Here is a 19,185-nt window from a genome sequence, read left to right as displayed (position 1 = left end):
TCGGTAGCTACGCGTCGCGCTCGCTCGACACCGGGTCGTGACAGGTGACGGTGCTGCCGTCGACGGTCCGTTCGGCGGGCGCCTCGCGCGCGCAGGCGGTTTCGACGACGCCGCGGAGCGCCGCTTCCGCCGCCTCGTCGTCGCCGCGAACGATCGCCGCGGCGGCGGCGTCGAGCGCGGCGCGTTCGTCCCGGCCGAGGTCGAGGGCATCGGGGTCGACGCGCGTCCCACCGGAGTCGCGCTCGGACGCGGTCCGGTGAGCGCGTGGCAGGTCGAGGACGAGGCCGTGCGCGAGGACGGCGTCGGCGTCGGCGTGACCGTCGAGGACCGGATCGCGTTCCGCGACGCGGCGGCGGAAGCGGAGGGCGCGGCGGAAGGCGTCGCGGCTCCCGCTCCAGTCGTCGGGCGGGACGACGCGCGGACAGCGGAGGTGGAACCGGCACCCGGAGGGCGGGTCGTCGGCGTCGGTGACGGCGGGTGTGACGTCCGCGTGGCGGCGTTCGGTCGTCGGATCGAGCGTCGGCGTAGCGTCGCGGAGCGCGGCCGTATAGGGGTGGTGCGGGTCGGCGAGGACGGTCGCGGCGGGCCCGCGCTCGACGACGCGGCCGCGGTAGAGGACGGCGACGCGGTCGCAGACGCCGCGGACGAGGCGGTAATCGTGGCTGACGAGGACGTATGTGAGACCGTAGTCGGCTTGGAGGTCCGCGAGTCGGGCGAGGACGGCCGCGCGGGTGCGCGCGTCGAGCATCGAGACGGGCTCGTCGAGGACGATCACGTCCGGATCGGAAGCGAGCGCGCGGGCGAGCGCGACGCGCTGGCGTTCGCCACCGGAGAGCTCCCGGGGACGCGCGTCGACGTAGGCGTCGGTGGGGGTGAGGCCGACGTCCGCGAGGACCCGCCGGACGCGCTCGCGGCGCGCCGGACCGTCCAGACGGCCGACGAGGGGCTCGGCGACGGTTCGCCCGACGGGCACGGTCGGGTTCAGGCTCTCGTAGGGGTCCTGAAACACCGGCTGGACGCGCGCGCGGAACGCGCGCTCCTCGCTTCCGGTGTGCGCGTGAACGTCGCGGCCGTCGAAGCGGACGGTTCCGGCGCTCGGCGCGTCGAGGGCGACGAGGAGGCGACAGAGCGTGGTCTTCCCCGCTCCCGATTCGCCGAGCAGGCCGTACGTCTCGCTGCGTTCGACGCGCAGCGAGACATCGTCGAGCGCGCGGACGGGGTCGGGATCGCGCCCGCGCAGGACGTCGAGGAGGGTGCGCTCGCCGCCGTAGGCCTTCGACACGCCGTCGAGTTCGATCAGTCCCACGCGCCACCTCCGAGGCGCCACGCATCGCGGAGCGCGGCCGTGTGGGGGTTCGTCGGCTCGCCGAGCACCGCCTCCGTCGGCCCGGTCTCGACCACCCGGCCGTCGTGGAGGACGGCGAGGCGCGTCGCGGTCTCGGCGAGCGCGGCGAGGTCGTGACTGACGAGGAGGACGGCGGCGTCGAGCGACGCGATGTCGTCGAGGATGCGATCGCGCGTCACGGCGTCGAGCCCCGTCGTCGGTTCGTCGGCGACGATCAACGCGGGATCGCACGCGAGCGCCATGGCGAGGACGGCGCGCTGGCGTTCGCCACCCGAGAGTTCGTGCGGGCGATCGCCCGCCCGTGTCGCACCGAGGCCGAGGCGATCGAGGGCGTCACGGGCGCGCCGGCCCGCGTCCGCGTCGGAGTCGTGTCGCCGGACGGCCTCGCGGATCTGCGCGCCGACGGTGTACGCGGGATCGAGGGCACCCATCGCGCGCTGGGGGACGAGGGCGATCTCGGCCCACCGGAGGTCTCGCAGGTGTCCGTCGGGGAGCGCGAGTAGGTCCGTGGCGCCGTCCGCGCGCACCGGGGACGCGTCGTCGGCGACGACCGCCGCACGCGGTGTCCCGTCGGGGTTCGCCCACGCCGGCGGCACGGCGTCGAGCCACGCGCGGCCGCGGACGACCCCGCCGGCGTCGTCGAGGAGGCCGACGAGCGCGCGGGCGAGCGTGGTCTTGCCGGAGCCGGACTCGCCGAGCAGGCCGTACGTCTCGCCGCGTTCGACGCGCAGCGAGACGTCGTCGAGCGCGCGGACGGGGTCGGGATCAGCGCCGCCGGCGGACGGCCGATAGCGGACCGTGAGGGAGTCGATGTCGAGGAGCATCAGTCGGCACCCGTGACGTCCTCGACGGCGTGCCCGACGTAGTAGAAGGCGGCGACGAGGGACGCGATGGCGAGGCCGGGCGGGAGGAGCCACCACGGCGCGTCGAAGACGTGCCCGGTCGCCTGCACCTGCTGGAGCAACACCCCCCACGAGGCCGTCGTGACGTCCGCGAGGCCGAGGTACGCGAGGGTGGCGTGGGTGAGGATCGCGGTCGCGGCGTCCTGCACGAGCAGGACCGCGGCGACGGGGAGGACGTCCGGGAGGACGTGTCTGGCGACGATCCGGTGGGCGGGGAGACCGGCGGCCCGCGCGGCGTCGACGTAGGTGCGCCGGACGAGCGACAGCGTCGTTCCGCGGACGACGACGCAGTTGTTCAGCCACGACGTCGCGGCGATGGCGAGGACGACGGTGGTCGTCGAGGCCCCGCGCATGGCGACGAGGACGATGACGAAGGGGAGGAACGGCACGCCGTAGAGGACGTCGACGACGCGCTGGATCGCCTCGTCCACCCAGCCGCCGTAGTAGCCGCTGCAGAGGCCGAGCGGGACGCCGACGAGCGAGGAGAGGAGCGCCGCGGCTAGACCGACGAGGAGCGCGGTGCGCGCGCCGTAGACGAGCTCGGTGAAGACGCCGTGGCCGGACGCCGTGGTTCCCAGCGGGGCGAAGAAGGGATCGCCGAACGCCGGCGGGTGCGGGAGGGAGCGCGATTGGGCGAGCGTGAGGCGGCCGTCGCCCGTCCCGACGTACGCCACCCACTCGGGGTCGTGGGGGGCGACGACGTCCGGAGCGAGCGCGCAGCACGTGACGACGCCGAGGACGACCGTCCCGACGAGGGCGAGGGGATTCGTCAGGAACCGGCGGAGCGCCCGGCGCGCCCGCGGCGACACGGCGCTCGCGTCGCGGTCTGCGGCGCGGCCCGTCATTCGTCGCGCCCTCCGAGCGAGATCCGCGGATCGAGGTACGTGTAGACGACGTCGAGACAGAGGCGGACGACGACGACGACGACGGCGACGAGGAAGAACGCGGCCTGCGCGAGCGGGTAGTCGCGGTCGAGAACGGCCGTGACGATCAGTCGTCCCATCCCCGGCCACGAGAAGACGGTCTCGGTGACGACGGCCCCGTCGACGAGGAAAGCGAGGGCGATCGCGGCGCTCGTCGTGACGGGAACGAGGGCGTTGCGACCGGCGTGCTTGAAGAGGACCGTGCGCTCGCGCAGCCCCTTCGCCCGCGCGAGGTCAACGTAGTCGGCGCGCATGGCGTCGCGCATCGCGGGGCGGACGAGCAGCGCCGCGCCGACCCACCCGACCGCGGCGACCGACAGGAGGGGGAGCGCGAGGTGCCGGAGGAAGTCGAGGGCGACGGGGAGGGGCGCGGGGGCGAAGGCGGGGAACTGCGTCACCATGTTGGCGCTCGGGAGCCACCCCAGTCGGTGGTCGAAGAGCCAGACGAGGAGCCACGCGACCCAGAAGACCGGCGTGGCGTAGACGAACAACGAGACGGCGAGGGCGAGCGTCCCGCCGCGGGCGTCGCGGTACCAGCCGAGCACCATCCCCACGAGCGGACCGACGACGTAGCAGGCGAGGAGGGCCGCACCGAAGAGGACGAGCGTGCGCGGGAGGCGGCGCGCGAGCACGTCGGCGACGGGCGCGTGCATCGTCGGCGACCAGCCGAACTGCCCGGTATGATAGTTGAGGAGGAAGCGACCGTACTGCACCCAGAGGGGGTCGTGGACGCCCCACGCGGCTTCCAAGCGCGCGAGCTGTGCGGTGGTCATCCCCGGCGTCGTCATCGCGCTCACGAACGATCCCGGCATCGCGCGCAGGAGAACGAAGAGGAGCGTCATGACGACGAGGAGGGTGGCGTACGCGACGGCGAGGCGGCGGACGAGGTAGGCCGCGCCGACGCGCGTCACGCGCACCACCCGCTCGACTGGCGGCCCGACCGCCGCGGCACGACGGGACGACGACCCCGGCGCGGACGGGCGGTGGATCGCTGACGACGAGTGCGGCGACACGGGGCCGCGGGCTCGCCCACGCGTCTCACCTCCGCGGCCTGAGTTGCGCGAGCTCGGTCGCGAGGTTCGTGGAGCCGGGCCCGGGGATGTCGGCGACGTAGTTCGTCCACGCGTCGGTGTCGAGGGGCCATCGAATCCGCGGATACTCGGTCACCATCACGGGGGCGTCGAGGTAGATCCGTTCGACCGCGCGGCGCGCGAGGGCGTTGCGCCGTTCGCCGTCGGTCTCGCGGAGCGCGCGCTCGATGAGGTCGTTCGCGCTCGCGTGCGCGGCGAGCCCGTATCCCGTGGGGTTGTTCGCACGGACGGCGTCGTCGCCCGCGGGATCGGCGTTGTCGCCGTGAAAGAGCGAGTAGAGCGACGTGACGGCGAACGGCGAGAGGTCGCCGACGCTCAGCGGGTAGACGTCGAACGCCTCGCGGGCGTAGACGGCCTCGACCATCGCGGTGAGGCTCAACACGGTTCGGGTCGCCGGGATCCCGAGCCGTCCGAGCGCCTCGATCCAGGCCGACGTCATCGCCGAACGCTCGGGCGAGCGCGACGCCGGCGTGATGAGGAATTCGAGCGGACCGCCGAGCAGGTCCGGGATCGTCCGGCCGTCGACGCGGAGTTCGACGTCCGTGTCCGCGTCCGCGAGCGCGTCGGATCGCACCGGTCCGAAGGTGTAGTCGTGGCGCGCGCCGCGCTGGCTCGCGCGGACGCCCGTGAGACTCCCGGGGTACGACCGGCCCGCGTACGTCCCGGGTTCGCCCGTGATCGGTTCGCCGCTCGTGAGGAAGTCGCGGACGGCCGCGACGTCGAGGGCGGCGCCGTCGTCGCGCCCGCGATAGGCGTAGGCCTCCGTGGCGGGGTCGGCGAGGACCGCGGCGTCCGCGTCCGTCTCCGGGCGGACGGCGGTGTATCCCGGCGGGACGACGAAGTCGCCACGCGTGACGTAGCCGTCGTGGAGTTCGGTGACGTAGTGGTAGTCGTCGAAGGCGAAGGCGAGCGCCTGCCGGAAGAGGAGGTCGTCGAGCGGTTCGCGCCGGAGGTTGAAGCCGTAGTAGCCGTAGCCGGTCGCGGACCCCTCGACGAGCGTCTTGTCGGCCGCAGACTCGATCTCCGGGAGGGAGGCGGTGGCGGCCGTCCGGTAGATCGCGTCGATCTCGTCGTCGAGGAACGCGCGCTGGAGGGCGGCGTCGGAGCCGTACACGCGGACGCGGAGCTCGTCGAGGAACGGTCCGCCCGCGTCGAGGACGTCGTGGTCGCGGCGCCAGTCGAGCGAGGAGAGCACGTACTCGCCCGAGTCGCGGAAGGCGAGCGACGCGGACGTGTCGGGGTCGTAGGTGGTGACGCGCCCGGGGCCGAGACCGACGGGGCCGCCGCGTTCCGAGGGACGGTAGCGACGGTAGTCGTCGACGTCGCCCCAGACGTGCTCGGGGAGGATCGGGAGCGCGAGCGTGCTGCTCGCGTACGTCCCGACGGGCTCGGAGAGGCGGAGACGGACGTCCCAGTCGTCGGGCGCGCGCTCGACGGCGGTAATCGCGGAGACGACCGGGAGATAACGCGCCGGGCGCTGCTCGCGGAGGTAGCGGTAGGTGAACAGGACGTCCGCGACGGTGAGCGGCGTCCCGTCGGTGAACGTGAGACCGTCGCGGACCGCGACGTCGATGGCGGGACGGGCGTCGGCGCCGTCCGCGCCCGTGATCCGCCAGTCAGTGAAGACGTTCGGGCGGACGTCGAACGTCACGGGATCGACCACGGTGCCGCTCTCGTACACCAGATCGAGGAGGATCCACGAGTGCGAGGAGGCGGTGGCGAGCGGGTTCAGGCCGGCGAACGATCCGCTCGTCCCGAGCGCGAACGTCGCTGCCGATGACGTCGCGTCGTCGCCGAAACAGCCGGCGAGGGAGAACGTCGCCGCGCCCGCGCCGGCCGCGAGGAACCGGCGTCGCGTCGGAGCCGCCCCATCGACCATGTTCCTACAACACGACCCCCTCGGGATATAAACGTCGCGTCGACGCTGGCGGGGGAGGCGGGTCACGCGCGGTGGCCGAAGCGGCGAGCGTCGCACACGAAGTCACGGTTAACCCCGGTGCGCCCGAAGTTGACGACGCCATGACGTCCGTACTGTTCGTCGTTAGCGAGGAGGGATATTGGGGCGAAGAGTGTATCGAGCCGCTCACGACGCTCGACGAGCGCGGCGCCGAGATCACGGTGGCGACGCCGACCGGGAACCCGCCGGTCGTCGACGAGCGTTCGGTCGACCCGGAGAACGTCGGCGAGGAGACCGCCGCGTGGGTGACGGAGGTCGACGAGACCGACGAGCGCCTGAACGATCCCGAGCCGATCGCGGCGGTCGAGGCGGCCGACTACGACGCGGTCGTCTTCCCCGGCGGCCACGGCACCGCGTGGGACGTGAATCAGGACCGCGACGCGAGACGCCTCCTCCGTGAGCAGGTCGCGGGCGGGGACGGGAAGGCGCTCGTCGTCTGCCACGCCGTCGGCATCCTCGCGTTCGCGCGCGACGCCGACGGCGACTTCGTCGTGGCCGGCCGCGACGTCACCGGCTTCCCGAACGAGTGGGAGGAGGGAATCGTCGACGAGCACGACCTGATGCCGGACGGCCGCAAGCTCCCCTACTGGGTCGAGGACGAGGTCGTCGCGGCCGGCGCGAACTGGGACGCCGAACTCGACGCCGACACCTCGGTCACCGTCGACGGCGACCTCGTGACCGCGCGCGGCCCGGAGTCCTCCGCCGACGCCGCCGCGACCTTCGCGGACGAACTCGGTCTCTGAGGGAGAGAAAAACCCGCACACGGCACCGGGCTTCGCAAGCCTTATCCGCAGGAGGGCGTTACGAAGAATCAGCGGGTTGGGATAGCCAGGAGATTCCGCCGGGCTCATAACCCGGAGATCGGTAGTTCAAATCTACCACCCGCTATCTCCGTTCTCTGATTCGTCGTTCCCCGAATCGGTCTCGTCCCTCACTCGCGAAGTCACCGACTCGTCGCCGCGATGAGCGGCAAGGATCGCACGGGCGTTCTACTCGATCGTCAGCGACGTCTGCGACTCGGTGACGACCGTGACGTCCTCGGCGTCGACGGTCTCGACGTCGAGCCAGTGGGGGACGTAGTTTCGCTTCTCGTAGTCCTCGAGCTCGTCCCGCTCACCCATGACGCACCAGAGCTGGACGCGTTCGGGGCCGTGCCAGTCGCCGTTTCGGGTGACGCCGAAGAGGACCTTCTCCGCGCCGTCGTGCTCAATGACCGCGCCGTTGCGCACGCCGGGATCCCCGTGGATGATGAGCCGCTTCATGCGCGCCGGTTCAGCGGGCCGCCGATTAAAGCCATCGCACTGGTGGCGCTATCGCTCGTGGCGGGCGATGGCGACGTGGACCCCGATGCCGACGAGCGAGACGAGGAGGGCGAACGGCACGGCGAGTGTGAGGAAGAAGGGGTGGAGGGTGCCTGCGACTACACTGCCGGTCGCGGGATAGGTCGTGAGGGCCGCGACGACGCCGACGGAGAGGGCGACGGCGAGCGCGCTCGCGCGCACCGTCCGTCGGTCGTCGCGGACGAGTCTGACGCCGCCGGAGGCGACGAGACCGAACGGGGCGCCGAAGAGGAGCGCGTAGACGCCGCCCACGCCGACCGTCGGGAGACCGTAGGCGGCGAGGACGGCGAGTTCCGCGCGGACGCCCGGGAGTGTCGCGCCCGCGGACGCGAACGTCACGAGGCCGGGGGAGACGCCGGCGTCGCCCGCGCCGGTCGAGTCGTTCCAGCGGAGCGTCGCGCCGCCGTCCGCGACGGCCATCGCGTCCGGGCGATCGACGACCCGGTAGCCCGCGGGCGCGTCGACGGTCACGTCCGCGTCGCCCGGGTAGTAGTCGTTGGTGTAGTCGGCGAACGGCGCGAAGAGAACCCCGCCGCCCGCCTCATGGACGACGCCGTCGAGACGATACGTGACGACGAGCGTGTCGTTCTCGACGTGCGAGGCGAGAGCGTGGGTGTCGCGGCCGAACCGATGGTCGAATTGGGCGGCGATGACGGCCCTGCGGCGGCTCTCGTTCGCTCGGAGGGCATCGGCGGCGTCGGGGTCGGTGAGCGTCGCGCGTTCGGTCCAGACGCTCGACCCGTTCGCGGCGACGGCGACGTTCACGGTGACGTCGGTCGTCTCCGTGGGCGGACCGGTCCCGGGCGCACGCGCGTCACCGCCGAACCCGTCGAAGCCCGAGACGGGCTGTGGCGGTGGGCGCGCAGCGGCGGGCGTCACGACGACGGCGAGCACCGCGACGAGGAGGACACAACCGAGGAGAGCGCGGCGGCGGACCATACCGAGCGGTGTGTCAGCCGACGGCAAATAACTACGGCCGTGTGAAGCGACGGCCACACCGTCGCGTGGTCGGGGGCGAACCGTGTCCATTTTAAGCGTCGGAGTCGAACCGAGGGACAACAGAGCTGATTCGCTATGGAGATGCCACGACGCTTCAACACCTACTGTCCGCACTGCCACGAACACCACGAGCACGAGGTCGAGAAGGTCCGTTCGGGCCGCACCTCGGGCATGACCAAGGTCCAGGGCCGCCAGCGCGAGCGCCAGACCTCCCGCATCGGGAACTCCGGGAAGTTCTCGAAGGTGCCGGGTGGGGACAAGCCCACGAAGAAGACGGACCTCAAGTACCGCTGCAGCGAGTGTGGCAACGCCCACCTCCGCGAGGGATGGCGCGCCGGCAAGCTGGAGTTCCAGGAGTAACGATGTCCGGGAACTTCTTCCGCGTCCGCTGTCCGGACTGTGAGAACGAACAGGTCGTCTTCGAGAAGGCCTCCTCGACGGTCGCGTGCGCCGTCTGCGGGACGACGCTCGCGCGCCCGACCGGCGGGAAGGCAACCATCGAAGCCGAGGTCACGGAGACCGTCGAGGCCCGATGAAGTACGAGGGCTGGCCCGAGCCCGGCGAACTCGTCGTCGGGAAGGTCGACGAGATCGAGGACTTCGGCGTCTTCGTCGACTTGGAGGAGTACCGCGATAAGCGCGGGCTGGTCCACATCAGCGAGGTCGCATCCGGCTGGATCAAGAACGTTCGGGACCACGTCCGCGAGGACCAAACGGTCGTCGCCAAGGTCCTCGAAGTCGATACATCGTCCAAGCAGATCGACCTCTCGATCAAGGACGTCAACGACCACCAGCGCTCCGACGCGATCCAGGAGTGGAAGAACGAACAGAAGGCCGACAAGTGGATGGAGCTGGCCTTCGGCGAGGAGATGGCGGACGATCGCTTCCGTGCGGTCGCCAACGAACTCGTCGCCGAGTTCGGGTCGCTCTATGACGGCTTCGAGCAGGCCGCCATCCACGGCGAGGAGGCCCTGGAGCCGTGCGACCTCGACGACGACGACGTCGACGCGATCGTCAGCACGGCGCGCGAGAACGTCTCCGTTCCGTACGTCACGGTGACGGGGTACGTGCACCTCGAATCGCCGTCGCCGGCCGGCGTCGACGACATCAAGTCCGCGCTCCGGGCCGCGGAGGGCGACGCGGACAGCGTCCCCGACGAGGCCGAACTCGAAGTGACGTACGTCGGCGCGCCCGAGTACCGCGTGCGCGTCGAAGCGCCGAACTACAAGACGGCGGAGACGGAGCTCGAGGCCGCCGCCGGGCGCGCGACCGAGGACGTCGAAGCGCACGGCGGGACGGGCGAGTTCCACCGCGAGCGGCAACTCGAAGAAGAGGCGTAGGGCCGTGCACGCGGACATCCGTCTCTGCCGCGCGCACGAACGCCCCGTCTACACCCTTTCTGAGACGTGTCCGGAGTGCGGCGAGCGGACGGAGAACTCGGCGCCCGCGCCGTTCGATCCCGACGACCCGTACGGCGAGTACCGACGCAAACTTAAGCGCCGCGCACGCGAGTAAGTCGCATGGACGAAGTCGACATCGAGGTCGTCGCGGACGTCGAGTTGGACGACCCGGTCCTCATCGAGGGGCTCCCCGGGGTCGGCCACGTCGGGAAACTCGTCGCCGAACACCTCATCGAGGAGGGCGGGGGGACGCTCGTCCGCCGGGTGTTCTCGGAGGCGTTCCCGCCGCAGGTGACGGTCGACAAGGACGGTGTCGCCTCGCTGGCCGACGCGACGTTCCACGCGATCGAGACCGAGGGGCGTGACCTCCTCGTGCTCACCGGTGACCACCAGGCCGCCGACAACCGCGGACACTACCGACTGACGGACGCGTTCCTCGACGTCGCCGCCGACTTCGGCACCGAGGAGGTGTACGCGCTCGGCGGCGTGCCGACGGGCGAACTCGTCGAGGACCACGCGGTCGTGGGCGCGGTCTCGAACGACGAGCGCAAGGCGTCCCTCGAAGAGGTCGGCGTCGAGTTCCGAGCGGAGGAGCCCGCGGGTGGCATCGTCGGTACCTCCGGGCTGCTCGTCGGCCTCGGCGGCCGGCGCGGCTTCGACGCGGCGTGTCTGATGGGCGAGACGTCGGGCTACCTCGTCGACCCGAAGAGCGCGCGCGTCGTCCTCGAAACGCTCGAAGACCTCCTCGGGTTCGCGGTGGACTACGAGGCGCTCGACGAACGGGCCGACGAGATGGAGGACGTCGTCGAGCAGATGCAACAGATGGAGAGCGGGCCGAGCGCGGGCGGCGACGAGGACCTACGCTACATCGGCTAACGGGCGGTGTGCTCGGACCGCGGTGGGTCGGGACTCGCCGACCGTGGCGTCGAGTTCCGGGAGCGTAGGGAGTCGGGACCGGTCCGTCTTCGCTACGTGATGTCCGCGACCTCGTAGCGGGCGTCGGCGTCGCGCAGCGGGTCGGTGACGCGGCCGACGGTGTCGGCGGTGGCGACGACGACGACGTCGAGGCCGCGGCTGGTGGCCTCGGCGGCCACCTCGCCGACGGCGAACGTGACCGCGGGGGGGCGATCGACCTTTCGGAGGGCGACGACGGCCTCGACGCCGGCGGCGAGGACGAGGTCGACGTCGGCGATGGCGTCCCGGAGCGCATCGAGGTCGACGGCGTCGCTCCCGCCGGTTCGGACGGGCGGGAGTTGATAGACGGTGACGCGACCGGGCTCGAGGTCGATGATGCCCTCGAAGCCGGTGACGCCGACGTCGTCGCCGGCCGCGGCGTCGGTCGTGGCGACGCCGGAGGCCGATCCCTCGCCGCCCGGGTCGGCGTGGAGCAGGCCGTCGCGCATCGTGAGCGTGACCGCGTCGCCGGCGTCGACGTCGTCGAGGGCGATGGCGGCGTCCTCGTGAACGCTCCCGAGGACGTCCTCGGTGACGCGATCCGCGTAGCGCCGGACGTCGTCGGCGGTGCGCAACAGCCAGTCGACGCCCTCCTTGGTGACACGGTAGCGCGAGCGCCCCTCCTTCTCCACGAGGCCGTCGTCGACGAGGTCGCGGATGTACTCGCTGACGGCCTGCGTCGTGACGCCGACGGCGTCGGCGATCTCCCCTTGGCTGACCGCGGGCTGGCGGTCCGCGATCTCGACGAGCACGCGGAACCGCGTCGCGGTCCGTTTGTCCGCGAGGACGTCGGTCATACGCGACACCTCGGTGCTGGGCGTCAAAGAGCCACCGGTCCCGAAAGGCAGGGCTTAACGCGCGCGTCGTTCACGACTCAGGCATGGAGACGAACCCGGCGTTCACGGGCGCGCGGTGTACGGCCTGCGACGCGACGGTCGACGGCGACGACGTGGCGGGACGCTGTCCGTCGTGCGGGGGCGTACTCGACGCGGCCTACGAGCTCGACGCGGTCGATCTCGAACCGACGACGCTCGCGGCGCGCACGACCCGTTCGCAGTGGCGCTACCACGAGCTCCTCCCGTTCTCCCCCGAGGCGGCGGTGACGACGATGGAGGGCGGGACGCCGCTCGTGCCGGTGCCGTCGCTGGCCGAAGAACTCGGCGTCGCCGCCGTCTACGTGAAGGACGAGGGACGGAACCCGACGGGAACGATCGACGATCGGGGGCAGTCGGTGGCCGTGACGGCGGCGAAGCGCGCCGGCGCGAGCGACGTGGCGCTCGCCTCGACGGGCGACGACGGGCAGTCCGCGGCGGCGTACGCGTCTCGCGCCGGCCTCGACAGCCACACGTTCGTCCCGTCGCGCGCGACCTTCACGAACAAGGCGATGGTGAACGTTCACGGCGGAGACATGTCGGTCGTCGAGGGGCGCATCGACGCCGCGGCGTCGGCGTTCGCGGACGCGGTCGCCGAGCACGACGAGTGGCACCCCGTACAGGCGCTCTCGACGCCGTACCCCCACGAGGGGCTGAAGACGGCGTACGTCGAGATCGCCGAGGCACTCGACTGGGAGACGCCGGATCGCGTGATCCACCCGACCGGCCGCGGCGCCGGACTCCACGCCTTTCGCAAGGCCGCGCGCGAACTCGACGCGCTCGGACTCGCGTCGGGGACGCCGAAGCTCTACGCCGCGCAGGCCGAGGGGTGTGCCCCGATCGTCCGCGCGTTCGAGGAGGGCCGCGAGGCGTACGAGCCGTGGGACGCCCCGGACACCATCTGCGGACGCATCGAGATCCCCGACCCCGCGGGTGGGAACCTCGCGCTCGACGCGATCCGCGAGACGGGCGGTGGGGCCGTCGCGGCGCCCGACCCCGAGACACTGGAGGGGGCGACGTCACTCGCGGGGACCGCCGGACTCGAACTCTCCGCGTCGAGCGGGACCGCGGTCGCGGCCGCTTACGCGCTCGCCGAACGCGGCGAGCTCGACGCCGATGACACGCTCGTCCTCGTCAACGCGGGAGCGGGGAGCAAGGACGACGACGTCCTGCGCTCGCACCTGATGAGCAAGGGGATCTAGCGGACGGCAACCCTAAGTCTTAGACGCATCTAACTCGGGACAGTGATGCTGAGCGACGTGATGGAAGACTACCTGAAAGCGATCTACGTCCTCCAACGCGAAGGCGAGCCGCCGGTCCGGACGTCCGATCTCGCGGAGTACCTCGGCGTGACGCCGCCGACGGTGACGAGCATGGTGGAGAAACTCGACGAGCGCGACCTCATCGTCCGCGAGAAGTACAAGGGCGTCGAGCTCAGCGAGGAGGGCGAAACGGTCGCGCTCGAAGTGCTACGCCACCATCGGCTCCTCGAATCCTACCTCGCCGAGCACCTCGACTACGACTGGAGCGAGGTCCACGAGGAGGCCGACGCGCTCGAACACCACATCAGTGAGGCGTTCGAACGCCGCGTCGCCGACGCGCTCGGCGAACCCGCGGTCGACCCGCACGGCGATCCGATCCCCACCGCGGAGCTCACGCCGCTCGCCGACGACGACACCGGGGTGCTCGCCGACGCCGAGGAAGGCGACACCGTCACCGTCGCGCGCGTCAGCGACCGCGACGACGAACACCTCCGGTACCTCGCGGAGCGGGGCATCGAACCCGGTGCCGAACTCGACGTGGTCGCCATCGCGCCGATCGACATGGTGACGGTGCGCGTCGACGGCCGAGACGTCCACCTACCGACGTCGATCGCGGCGAGTATTCGCGTCGAATCGACCGCGGAGGCGGCGGCGTAGCGCGCCGCGGACGCCGCACGCGTCGTCCGCGTTCGCGTCGCACGCCCCGCACGTCTCACAGAGGACAGATCGATCGCCGTCCGACGGTTTTTTCGCGCATCGCGTCCGCGTATGCGCCATGTCCGGCCTCGTGTCGCTCGTCGCCGGGATCGCACTCGGCCTCTCGCTCGCCGCGCCCCCCGGCCCGATGAACGCCCTCATCGCTCAGGAGTCAGTGGTGCGCGGGTGGCGTGCGGGGTTCCGCGCCGGGCTCGGCGCCATGACCGCGGACGCCTGTTTCTTCGCGCTCGCGTACGCCGGCGTCGTGGCCTTCATCAGACACGCGCCGACGCTCCAGGCCGCGATGAAGGCGGTCGGTGGCCTCCTCCTCTGCTACTTCGCGTACGGGGCGGTGAAGAGCGCGCGCGAGGGTGCCGCGGAGACCGAGTCGGGCGCGGGCTTCCGCAAGACGTTCCTCGCGGCGCTCACGAATCCGATGCAGATAATCTGGTGGCTGACCGCCGGCGTCGCACTCCTCGACCCCGGGACCGTGTCGGCCTTCGGCTACACCGTCGGCGTGACGAACGGCGCGCTCACCGTAATCGGGTTCTTCTGCGGGATCCTCCTCTGGATCACCGGGTTCCCGGCGCTGTTGCGCGTCGCGGGCGACGCGATCGACACGCTCGAACGCGTCGTCGGGTACGGGAGCGCCGTCGTGCTCTGCGCCTTCGGGCTGTGGTTCCTCTTCGACGCCGTCTAACGCTCCGTTTCGGGCTCGGCGTCCATCCGCGGGACTTCCGCGTCGAGCCACTCGCGGAACCACCGGACGCGCTTGAGTCGCTGGTGGGCGATCGACTCCGCGGCGTCGCTGTGGACGCGGTTTCGAGCCTCCTCACCGCGTTCGAGGACGCGCGTCACCATCTCCGCCGCGTCCATGTGCGTGCGCGCCTCGTACCCCATCCGGAGGAGCATCAGGGCGATCCCGTTCGCGCCGACCTTATCGAGCATGTCCGCCTCGACGAGACAGCGGCTCTCGAGGTCGAGCGATTCGAGGTCCCCGGTCTCCGAGTGCGACGCGACGGCGCGACAGACGCGATCGACGAACGATGGAGGGTACTCACCGTGCGTCTCGAGGTACTGGCGGGCGACGCGTGCGCCCTCCTCCGCGTGGACCTCCTGTTCGGCGTCGAGTTTGGCGATATCGTGGAAGAGCGCGGCGACGCGCACGACGTCGACGTCCGCGCCCTCGCGCTCCGCGATGGTGCTCGCCAGCTCGCGGACGTTGCAGATGTGGTTGAAGCGATACTCGGCGGAGTGCCACGGGTACCAGCGCATCCGGCCGCCGTCCTCCTCGTTCTCGACGCTCGCGCTGAGGTAGTCGTAGACGAAGGCCTCCATCGACGCGAGTTCGTCGGCGGTGAGCGCGGACTCCTTTATCTCGACACCCATCGCCTCACCTCCGGCGGGGGTTCGTGTCGCGTTGTCATTGTTACGTCAATAGACGCCTGTTTCGCTCTTTAGCCTTTTGCAGGCGCCGACGCCCGCACGCGGGCGTCTCAGACGTCCGTCTCGGCGCGCACGCCGGGCTTGAGCGCGTCCTCGACCGCGGCCTCGCAGGTCAACATCGCCTCCGTTCGGTCGTCGCCCTCAACCGCGACGCTCTCGACGACGCGCCAGCCGTCGTCCTCGTGGACGACCCCCTTCACCCAGTCCGCGGCGGCGAGCACGAGCGACTCGGTGACGACCACGGGTTCGTTGTCGTCGGCGCGCACCGCTTCCTCGCGCTCGACGGGAACGACGAGGTCGAAGGCGTCGGCGTCGTTCAGCGCGGCGGCTTCGGTGGTCGTGAGCGGGCGATCCGGGAGCGAGGAGAGAGCGGACATGAACACGAGAAGGCGAGGCGTGCGCTAAACCGTTACGCTCGGGCGCCTCACTCGAGGGAGAGAGTCGGCGGCTCGCCGTTCCACCCGTAGGAGAGGACGACGAACGCGACTGCGAGGACGCCGGCGAGGGCGAATCCGGTACGGAGCAGTTTCCACGTGGCACGAAATACGTGCATATCCGAACGGAGAGACAGGAGCGTGATAACCGCCCCGGTTCGCACGGCGGACGAGTCGGTGACGTCGTCACCGGCGCCTCCCTCAACGTCTACGGGTGGGCGTGTCCACCGCGTCACTCCCGACGACGAACTGGAACCCGGGGGCGCCGTGATCTCGAAGATCGTCGACGCACCCGATTAGCGGTAGGTGTCTGAATAGTCCCGGGCGGATTCGAACCGCCGTCAACGGCTTTCTTCCGTACCGGCCGGAACCGAATACGACCAAAGGCCGCTATGATTGGCCACTACACCACGGGACTTCACGTCGGTAGTGGCTCGTGCACTACTAAGGAGTTACTCTTCGGACCGATATACCGCGAGATCGCCGCTCTCGACTCGGCGGTGACACGGCCGGTAGAGGGTGACGACGTTGTCGAGCGTGTGCGCGTCCGCCGGTGTATCGAAGTCGCGGGCCCGTTGCGTTCGACGTGGTGGACGTCGGGCTCCCGGCCGAGAGTCTCGACGCCGTCGCCACAGAGACAACACGCGTGGCCGTCGCGTTCGAGTGCCTCGCGCCGGATCGCCCACCGCCCGTCGCCGTAGCGAAGTGGGCCGCCCTCCCACTGGTGGTAGTCCTCACCGACGACGTTCTCCGACAACCACGACCCATAGCAGTCGAGGGTACAGAACGGCCCGCGCGTCGCCCCGTCCAACCGCGACGGCACGACGGACGGGGAGGTATCGCAGTACGTACACGCGGTGTCTACGCGCTCGCGTTCGGCCGGGTTCTCGGGCAACAACCCCTCGGCGGCCTCGACGCACGCCGAGCAGTAGACGCCGTCCTCGTCCGAGGGGTAGTAGTCGAACTCGTCGCCGCAGACGCGACACGTCGCGGCCTCCGTCGCGTCGCGGTAGTTGCCGTTGTACTCGCCGGCGTTCGGGTTGCAGTCGTCGCAGAGGTCCCGCTGCGACTCGGGGTCGTAGGACTCGACGCTACAGCCCTACAGGTCCGGTTCGGGAGCGGGTCACCGTGAACCTTCGTGTGATGCCGACGGACGCCGCGCTCCGTGGCGAGCGTGTCGCCGCACGTCGGACAGTCGATGGGGGAGTGGACGGAGACGCGTCGTATAGCGATCGTCTCCGCAGCCCTCAATCACCGGCACCCGCACCCGCGCCGGCCTCACCGAGCTGTTCGACGAGGTGCGAACAGGCGTCGGCCTCCGCGTCGAAGCAGTCCGGGCAGTCCGGTTCGCGGTCGATGATCATGTCGAGGCGGTCGGCGACGGTTTCGTCGATGACGGCCTCGAGTTGGCCGGCCTCGTCCCGGTACTCCTCGACGTCGAGGACGTTCGCGAGGAAGCGTTCGAGGACGCAGTACGTGGCGAGCGCGTCGCGCGCGCGCTCCTCGCCGGCGTCGGTGAGGGTCGCGCCCTTGTACTTCTCGTGGACGAGCAGGTCCTGATCGGCGAGTTTCCCCACCATCTCGTTGGCGGATGCGGGGCTGACACCGAGGCGATCGGCGAGCGCGCCCGTGGAGGCCGGGCCGTCCTCGATCTGTTGCACGAGGAAGACCGCCTTCAGGTACTGATCGGCGGTGTTCACGATGCGTCCTCCGTCGTCGTGTAGCGTGTCATGTGCGTGACTCCATGAGTTCGGCGACTGCCTCGGCACCCTCGGCCTCCGTCTCGCGGATGTCCCGCAGGGTCGAGAGCAGCGATTCACGGTCGATACTGAACGAGGTCTCGCTCCGCTCGATGGCCTCGATGAGGTCGTCGTAGAACTTGTACGCGGTCTCCTCGCCGTTCAGCTGGTCGTAGAGGATCCCGTCGAAGTCCTCGGGCCCGGTCTGTGCGTACTGCTCGCGGACGAGCGGCGTGATGTCGATCGCCGCGTCCTCGTCTATGTCGAGTCGGTCGACGATGGCCTTGAGGCGTTCGCGGTGGTCGGCGGACTCCTCACGGGCTTCTCGGAGGAGTTCCTCGATGCGCTCGTCGCGTTCGTCGTCCGGGAGACGCTGGTAGTGCTCGTACGCGCGGGCCTCCACGACCTCCTCCAGCACGATGCCGATCTGGAGGAGACGGGCGAGCTGACCGTCGGAGTCGACCTGTGACGCGACGCTCACGGTCCCTCCCCGCGTCGTGCTCTCGGTCGCATACCCCCCGCTATGTGGAGCGAGTACCTAAGCGCTTTCACCGAGGACGACGCGAAACGCGGTCGAAAAACGGGGGCGAGCGGAACGCGCGTTAGTGGAGGCGTTCGTGGATCCGCTCTTCGAGGTCCTCGCGGAGCTCGTCGACCTCGACCTCTTCGAGGACGGGAACGAAGAAGCCCTCGACGAGCATGTTCTTCGCGGCCTGCTCGGGGATGGCGCGCCCCTCCATGTAGAAGAGGTCCTCCTGGTCGATCTGGCCGACCGTCGCGGAGTGGCTCGCCTCGGTGTCGTGGTTGTTGATGATGAGCTTCGGCGAGGCGTCGGCCTCGGACTCGTCACTGAGCATCAGCGTGTTCTCGCGCTGGTAGCTCGAGGTGTCCCACGCGTCGCGACCGACGTCCTGCACGCCCTCGTAGACGCTCCGGGCCTCGTCGTCGATGACGCCGCGCGTCACCAGGTCCGCCGTCGTGTGCTCGGCACGGTGCCAGACCTTCGAGTCGAGGTCGAAGTGCTGGTCCTCGTGGCCGAAGAACGCGCCGACGATCTTCGTCTCCGAGGACTCGCCCTCGAGCAGGGTCGAGACGCCGGTCTTCGTGAGCTGAGAGCCGATGTTGCCCTCGATCCAGTTCAGCGTCGCGTACGTGTCGGTGACGCCGCGCTTCAGCGTGTAGTTGTACGTGGACTGATCGAAGTCCTGGAGCGAGCCGTACTGGACGTAGGCGTTCTCGCCGACCGCGGCTTCGACGATGCCGGAGTAGTAGCGCTCCTCGGTGGCGGCGTCCGCTCCGGTGTCCTGACGCTCCAGGATCGTGACGGAGGCGTTCTGGTCGGTGACGACGAGCGTGTAGTTGAACAGGGACGTCCCGTTCATCGTCGTCCGGATCTTCACGTCCTCGGCGTCGACGTTCGAGGGGACGTAGATGACCGTCCCGGTCGTGAAGAGCGCGGTGGAGAGCGCGGTGAGGCGGTTCTCCTCGGGGTCGACGACGCTCCCGAAGTGCTCCTTGACGAGCGCTTCGAGGTCCGCGTCGTTCAGCGCCTCGTGGAACGGCACCACGGTCGCCTGATCGTCCGCGACCCAGTCCTTCTCCTCGGTCTGATCGAACGGCTCGACGAGTGCCTCGAAGTCGAGGTCCGCGAGGTTCGTCCACGTCCGGCCCGGCGTCTGGATGACGTCCGGGTAGTCGAGGTCGGAGAGGGCTTCCAAGGCGTCGAGGCGCTTCGCGCGGAGCCACTTCGGCTCGTTGCGCTCCTCGGCGATCCGCTCGACCGTCTCCACGTCGATGCCGGCGTGGAACCGTGTTGCTCCGCTCAT

23 protein-coding genes, 2 tRNA genes and 1 pseudogene are annotated in these 19,185 nt (G+C 70.5%); 10 read left to right on the top strand and 16 right to left on the bottom strand.

Annotated elements, in window-relative coordinates; all coding sequences use genetic code 11:
• Positions 1–7 precede the first annotated feature (7 nt).
• The 5 genes from J2754_RS12625 to J2754_RS12605 form a co-directional block, all read right to left on the bottom strand.
• Positions 8–1,306: an oligopeptide/dipeptide ABC transporter ATP-binding protein gene (locus tag J2754_RS12625; RefSeq protein WP_211087628.1), complete on the bottom strand. Its 1,299-nt coding sequence runs from the start codon at positions 1,304–1,306 to the stop codon at positions 8–10.
• Positions 1,297–2,169 (bottom strand): ABC transporter ATP-binding protein, encoded by an 873-nt coding sequence (locus tag J2754_RS12620; protein WP_188878575.1) that lies wholly within the window; start codon positions 2,167–2,169, stop codon positions 1,297–1,299. The genes J2754_RS12625 and J2754_RS12620 overlap by 10 nt, the downstream gene beginning before the upstream one ends.
• Entirely contained in the window at positions 2,169–3,092 is a 924-nt protein-coding gene (locus J2754_RS12615; protein WP_211087627.1) for an ABC transporter permease, read from the bottom strand. The genes J2754_RS12620 and J2754_RS12615 overlap by 1 nt, the downstream gene beginning before the upstream one ends.
• Complete coding sequence (locus tag J2754_RS16650; RefSeq protein WP_342590125.1) at positions 3,089–4,081, bottom strand: ABC transporter permease; 993 nt, start codon at positions 4,079–4,081, stop codon at positions 3,089–3,091. The genes J2754_RS12615 and J2754_RS16650 overlap by 4 nt, the downstream gene beginning before the upstream one ends.
• Before the next feature lie 127 nt (positions 4,082–4,208).
• A complete protein-coding gene (locus J2754_RS12605; RefSeq protein WP_211087625.1) occupies positions 4,209–6,140 on the bottom strand; it encodes an ABC transporter substrate-binding protein in 1,932 nt (643 codons plus the stop codon).
• A 140-nt stretch (positions 6,141–6,280) separates the two neighbouring features.
• Here J2754_RS12605 and J2754_RS12600 point away from each other — a divergent pair, with 140 nt between their 5' ends.
• Positions 6,281–6,961 carry a type 1 glutamine amidotransferase domain-containing protein gene (locus J2754_RS12600; RefSeq protein ID WP_188878579.1) on the top strand — a complete coding sequence of 227 codons (681 nt, stop codon included), beginning with the start codon at positions 6,281–6,283 and terminating at the stop codon, positions 6,959–6,961.
• A gap of 70 nt (positions 6,962–7,031) precedes the next feature.
• Positions 7,032–7,106 (top strand) — tRNA-Met (locus J2754_RS12595).
• 101 nt (positions 7,107–7,207) lie between these two features.
• On the opposite strand, the gene J2754_RS12590 is transcribed toward J2754_RS12595, so the two are convergent.
• Positions 7,208–7,480, bottom strand: a complete 273-nt coding sequence (locus J2754_RS12590) for an HAH_0734 family protein (RefSeq protein ID WP_188878581.1) — start codon at positions 7,478–7,480, stop codon at positions 7,208–7,210.
• A gap of 48 nt (positions 7,481–7,528) precedes the next feature.
• Complete coding sequence (locus J2754_RS12585; protein ID WP_188878582.1) at positions 7,529–8,497, bottom strand: hypothetical protein; 969 nt, start codon at positions 8,495–8,497, stop codon at positions 7,529–7,531.
• A gap of 135 nt (positions 8,498–8,632) precedes the next feature.
• On the opposite strand from J2754_RS12585, the gene J2754_RS12580 reads away from it, so the two are divergent.
• The 5 genes from J2754_RS12580 to J2754_RS12560 are packed head-to-tail and all read left to right on the top strand — an operon-like array spanning position 8,633 to position 10,832.
• A complete protein-coding gene (locus J2754_RS12580; protein ID WP_188872706.1) occupies positions 8,633–8,917 on the top strand; it encodes a 50S ribosomal protein L44e in 285 nt (94 codons plus the stop codon).
• Positions 8,918–8,919: 2 nt separating this feature from the next.
• Positions 8,920–9,093 carry a 30S ribosomal protein S27e gene (locus J2754_RS12575; RefSeq protein WP_188878583.1) on the top strand — a complete coding sequence of 58 codons (174 nt, stop codon included), beginning with the start codon at positions 8,920–8,922 and terminating at the stop codon, positions 9,091–9,093.
• Positions 9,090–9,896 carry a translation initiation factor IF-2 subunit alpha gene (locus tag J2754_RS12570; RefSeq protein ID WP_211087624.1) on the top strand — a complete coding sequence of 269 codons (807 nt, stop codon included), beginning with the start codon at positions 9,090–9,092 and terminating at the stop codon, positions 9,894–9,896. The genes J2754_RS12575 and J2754_RS12570 overlap by 4 nt, the downstream gene beginning before the upstream one ends.
• Positions 9,897–9,900: 4 nt before the next feature.
• Positions 9,901–10,071 (top strand): RNA-protein complex protein Nop10, encoded by a 171-nt coding sequence (locus J2754_RS12565; protein ID WP_188878585.1) that lies wholly within the window; start codon positions 9,901–9,903, stop codon positions 10,069–10,071.
• A gap of 5 nt (positions 10,072–10,076) precedes the next feature.
• On the top strand, positions 10,077–10,832 hold the full coding sequence (locus J2754_RS12560) for a proteasome assembly chaperone family protein (RefSeq protein WP_188878586.1): 756 nt from the start codon (positions 10,077–10,079) through the stop codon (positions 10,830–10,832).
• A gap of 92 nt (positions 10,833–10,924) precedes the next feature.
• On the opposite strand, the gene J2754_RS12555 is transcribed toward J2754_RS12560, so the two are convergent.
• Positions 10,925–11,707, bottom strand: a complete 783-nt coding sequence (locus J2754_RS12555; protein WP_188878588.1) for a DUF7839 domain-containing protein — start codon at positions 11,705–11,707, stop codon at positions 10,925–10,927.
• 83 nt (positions 11,708–11,790) lie between these two features.
• Here J2754_RS12555 and J2754_RS12550 point away from each other — a divergent pair, with 83 nt between their 5' ends.
• The 3 genes from J2754_RS12550 (at position 11,791) to J2754_RS12540 (ending at position 14,440) form a co-directional block, all read left to right on the top strand.
• Complete coding sequence (locus J2754_RS12550) at positions 11,791–12,984, top strand: threonine synthase (RefSeq protein ID WP_211087623.1); 1,194 nt, start codon at positions 11,791–11,793, stop codon at positions 12,982–12,984.
• A gap of 45 nt (positions 12,985–13,029) precedes the next feature.
• Positions 13,030–13,701 (top strand): metal-dependent transcriptional regulator, encoded by a 672-nt coding sequence (locus tag J2754_RS12545; RefSeq protein WP_188878590.1) that lies wholly within the window; start codon positions 13,030–13,032, stop codon positions 13,699–13,701.
• A gap of 118 nt (positions 13,702–13,819) precedes the next feature.
• Positions 13,820–14,440 (top strand): LysE family translocator, encoded by a 621-nt coding sequence (locus J2754_RS12540; protein WP_188878591.1) that lies wholly within the window; start codon positions 13,820–13,822, stop codon positions 14,438–14,440.
• Here J2754_RS12540 and J2754_RS12535 read toward each other — a convergent pair.
• The 8 genes and pseudogenes from J2754_RS12535 to sufD all read right to left on the bottom strand — a co-directional run bounded on the left by J2754_RS12535 (position 14,437) and on the right by sufD (position 19,185).
• Positions 14,437–15,129 (bottom strand): HD domain-containing protein, encoded by a 693-nt coding sequence (locus tag J2754_RS12535; RefSeq protein WP_211087622.1) that lies wholly within the window; start codon positions 15,127–15,129, stop codon positions 14,437–14,439. The two genes, J2754_RS12540 and J2754_RS12535, sit on opposite strands and share 4 nt — an antisense overlap.
• Positions 15,130–15,236: 107 nt before the next feature.
• A complete protein-coding gene (locus J2754_RS12530; RefSeq protein ID WP_211087621.1) occupies positions 15,237–15,563 on the bottom strand; it encodes a DUF7964 domain-containing protein in 327 nt (108 codons plus the stop codon).
• A 47-nt stretch (positions 15,564–15,610) separates the two neighbouring features.
• A complete protein-coding gene (locus J2754_RS16495; protein WP_268238689.1) occupies positions 15,611–15,739 on the bottom strand; it encodes a hypothetical protein in 129 nt (42 codons plus the stop codon).
• A 196-nt stretch (positions 15,740–15,935) separates the two neighbouring features.
• Positions 15,936–16,038, bottom strand: a tRNA-Gln gene (locus tag J2754_RS12525).
• Positions 16,039–16,072: 34 nt separating this feature from the next.
• Positions 16,073–16,820 (bottom strand): annotated as a pseudogene (locus J2754_RS16760) (HNH endonuclease).
• A gap of 47 nt (positions 16,821–16,867) precedes the next feature.
• The gene (locus tag J2754_RS12515) at positions 16,868–17,320 is read right to left on the bottom strand and encodes a metal-dependent transcriptional regulator (RefSeq protein ID WP_188878596.1); all 453 of its coding nucleotides are present in this window, start codon (positions 17,318–17,320) and stop codon (positions 16,868–16,870) included.
• A 28-nt stretch (positions 17,321–17,348) separates the two neighbouring features.
• On the bottom strand, positions 17,349–17,840 hold the full coding sequence (locus J2754_RS12510; protein WP_188878598.1) for a ferritin-like domain-containing protein: 492 nt from the start codon (positions 17,838–17,840) through the stop codon (positions 17,349–17,351).
• Between the two features lie 121 nt (positions 17,841–17,961).
• Positions 17,962–19,185: a Fe-S cluster assembly protein SufD gene (gene sufD, locus J2754_RS12505; RefSeq protein WP_188878600.1), complete on the bottom strand. Its 1,224-nt coding sequence runs from the start codon at positions 19,183–19,185 to the stop codon at positions 17,962–17,964.

This window comes from Halarchaeum nitratireducens, from assembly GCF_017874695.1.
Lineage (GTDB): Archaea > Halobacteriota > Halobacteria > Halobacteriales > Halobacteriaceae > Halarchaeum > Halarchaeum nitratireducens.
This window is presented reverse-complemented; position numbering and strand designations above follow the sequence as displayed.